2 protein-coding genes and 1 pseudogene are annotated in these 3,086 nt (G+C 68.8%); all 3 read left to right on the forward strand.

Features of this window, described 5'->3' with window-relative positions; translation table 11 throughout:
- Positions 1 to 252 (forward strand): annotated as a pseudogene (locus V7793_RS35645) (hypothetical protein); the annotation flags it as partial.
- A 150-nt stretch (positions 253 to 402) separates the two neighbouring features.
- Positions 403 to 1,518, forward strand: a complete 1,116-nt coding sequence (gene ald, locus V7793_RS35650) for an alanine dehydrogenase (RefSeq protein ID WP_336013826.1) — start codon at positions 403 to 405, stop codon at positions 1,516 to 1,518.
- A 343-nt stretch (positions 1,519 to 1,861) separates the two neighbouring features.
- Positions 1,862 to 2,989 (forward strand): ParA family protein, encoded by a 1,128-nt coding sequence (locus V7793_RS35655; protein ID WP_168093328.1) that lies wholly within the window; start codon positions 1,862 to 1,864, stop codon positions 2,987 to 2,989.
- The last annotated feature ends 97 nt before the right edge of the window (positions 2,990 to 3,086 follow it).

Consider the following 3,086-nt stretch of genomic DNA (forward strand, 5'->3'; position numbering starts at 1 on the left):
GCGCTGCGGACCTGCCGGGAGGCCGTGGAGTGCGCGCGGCAGGCGGGCGACGACCGGATGCGGGCCGCGGTGCTGCTGCGGCTCGCGGACATGCTGGAGCGGCTCGGGGACCCCGGGGCGGCCGGTGAGCACCGCGCCGCGGCGGGAGAACTGCTGGTGGCCGGGCCCGACGGGCCCCCTGCCGGGCCGGGTGGCGCCATAGCGTCCGTGCCCCCGCCCGCCGAGGCTGAGGGTTACCTACGAAATCAGTAGTGGTCTTCCAAAAAATTGGCTCTTTGCAAGGCTAGACAGCGCAGGATCCTTCATTAGACTGGTTGGGCCGCGGTCGACGCGGTCTGCTCTGGTATGCCCCCGCATTTCCGGATTAGCCTGTAATTCTCTGATTCAAGGACCGTGATCGACGTGAAGGTCGGCATCCCCCGCGAGGTCAAGAACAACGAGTTCCGCGTGGCCATCACGCCTGCCGGCGTGCATGAGCTCGTGCGCAACGGCCACCAGGTCTTCGTCGAGAAGAACGCCGGTGTGGGCTCCTCCATCACCGACGCCGAGTACGTCGCGGCCGGCGCCGCGATCCTGGACACGGCCGACGAGGTCTGGTCGACCGCCGACCTGCTGCTGAAGGTCAAGGAGCCGATCGCGGAGGAGTACCACCGCCTCCGCAAGGGCCAGACCCTCTTCACCTACCTGCACCTCGCCGCCTCCCGCGAGTGCACCGACGCCCTGCTGCAGTCCGGCACCACGGCGATCGCGTACGAGACGGTCGAGCTCGCCAACCGCGCGCTGCCGCTGCTCGCCCCCATGTCCGAGGTCGCGGGCCGGCTGGCCCCGCAGGTCGGCGCCTACCACCTGATGCGCTCGGCCGGCGGCCGCGGCGTCCTGCCGGGCGGCGTCCCGGGCACGGCGGCCGGCAAGGCCGTCGTCATCGGCGGCGGCGTCTCCGGCTGGAACGCCGCGCAGATCGCCGTCGGCATGGGCTTCCACGTCACCCTGCTCGACCGTGACATCAACAAGCTCCGCGAGGCCGACAAGGTCTTCGGCACCAAGGTGCAGACGATCGTCTCCAACGCCTACGAGCTGGAGAAGGCCGTCGTCGAGGCCGACCTGGTCATCGGCGCCGTTCTCATCCCGGGTGCCAAGGCCCCGAAGCTGGTCACCAACGAGCTCGTCGCCAAGATGAAGCCCGGAAGTGTACTTGTCGACATTGCGATCGACCAGGGCGGCTGCTTCGAGGACTCGCGTCCGACCACCCACGCCGAGCCGACCTTCGAGGTCCACAACTCGGTCTTCTACTGCGTCGCCAACATGCCGGGCGCGGTGCCGAACACCTCCACCTACGCGCTGACCAACGCCACGCTGCCCTACATCGTGGAGCTGGCCAACCGCGGCTGGCAGGAGGCGCTGAGCCGGGACGCCGCGCTCGCCAAGGGTCTCAACACCCACGAGGGACAGGTCGTTTACGGCCCCGTCGCCGAGGCGCACGGCCTGCCGTTCGTCGAACTGGGCACCCTGCTCGGCTGAGTCGTCAACACGACACGCCAAGAGCGCACCCCCGGCCGGGCCTTGTTCAGCAAGGTCCGGCCGGGGCCGTTTCCACCCAGTTTGTGAGCGGTTTCCGCGCCTGGTCACCCACCCGCGAAACTTCCGGGTTGTGGGCCGCAAACCCTTGACAGAAGCCTGTTCGATTGCCGACACATCGTGCCGTCTCCGGCGGATTGTGTTGCTGCGAACCGCCGACACGCCATAGAGTCGCCAACCGTCGGCATGGTGCAACGCTGACCTATCTAGATGTTTCCTGGTCACCAAGGAGGTAGGACGACTTGTGAATGAGTCGACATTTGCTCCCGGGGGTGGTCACCCAGGAATGTCTGCGCAGGGCCAGAGTCCCACGGGGCTCGAAGCTGTCGGCTCCGTCGCTGTCCACACCTTCGCGGCACACCAGAACATCCAGAGCACACCGACAGCCCACCAGAGCATGGACGGCCATCACGTGAACGCCATGGCCGGCGACCGGGGCGGGGTCGATCCCGCGCGGCTCGCCGACTACGAGGACGTGCCCGACGGGCACTTCTACGACCCTGACGCGGAGTACGAGCCCGACCCCGAGTACGCGGCCACCCTCGCGCCCGACGCTGCCCGGCAGCGCCGCGAGCGCATCGGCCCCACCGGGCGTCCCCTGCCGTACTTCCCCATCCCCGGACCGCTGACCGACCACGGCCCCGCGAAGATCATCGCGATGTGCAACCAGAAGGGCGGGGTCGGCAAGACCACCTCGACCATCAACCTGGGTGCCGCCCTGGCCGAGTACGGACGCCGGGTGCTGCTCGTCGACTTCGACCCGCAGGGCGCGCTCTCCGTCGGCCTCGGCGTCAACCCGATGGAGCTGGACCTGACGGTCTACAACCTCCTGATGGAGCGGGGCATGTCGGCCGACGAGGTCCTCCTCAAGACGGCCGTGCCCAATATGGACCTGCTGCCCAGCAATATCGATTTGTCTGCCGCCGAGGTCCAGCTCGTCAGCGAGGTGGCCCGCGAGTCGACCCTGCAGCGCGCGCTCAAGCCGCTGCTCGCCGACTACGACTACATCGTCATCGACTGCCAGCCCTCGCTCGGCCTGCTCACCGTCAACGCCCTGACGGCCGCTCACAAGGTGATCGTGCCGCTGGAGTGCGAGTTCTTCGCGCTGCGCGGTGTGGCGCTGCTCACCGAGACGATCGAGAAGGTCCAGGAGCGGCTCAACCCCGAGCTGGAGCTCGACGGCATCCTCGCCACCATGTACGACTCGCGGACGGTGCACAGCCGCGAGGTCCTCGCGCGCGTGGTCGAGGCCTTCGACGATCACGTCTACCACACCGTCATCGGCCGTACGGTCCGCTTCCCCGAGACCACGGTCGCGGGCGAGCCGATCACCACGTACGCGTCCAACTCCGTGGGTGCCGCCGCCTACCGCCAGCTCGCCAGGGAGGTGCTCGCCCGGTGTCACGCCGAGTGAGTCTGCCCGGCGCCGACGAACTGTTCCGTACCACCGGGGGGTCGGGGCTGCAGTCCTCCTCCCCCCGCCGGCAGGCGAACGGCGAGGGCGCCCCGCG

The organism is Streptomyces sp. KLMMK (assembly GCF_036961605.1).
Taxonomy (GTDB): domain Bacteria; phylum Actinomycetota; class Actinomycetes; order Streptomycetales; family Streptomycetaceae; genus Streptomyces; species Streptomyces telluris.

Coding starts and splice junctions, on each gene's coding strand:
- V7793_RS35655 (WP_168093328.1), top strand. CDS start 1,862: ATGTCTGCGCAGGGCCAGAGTCCCACGGGGCTCGAAGCTGTCGGCTCC.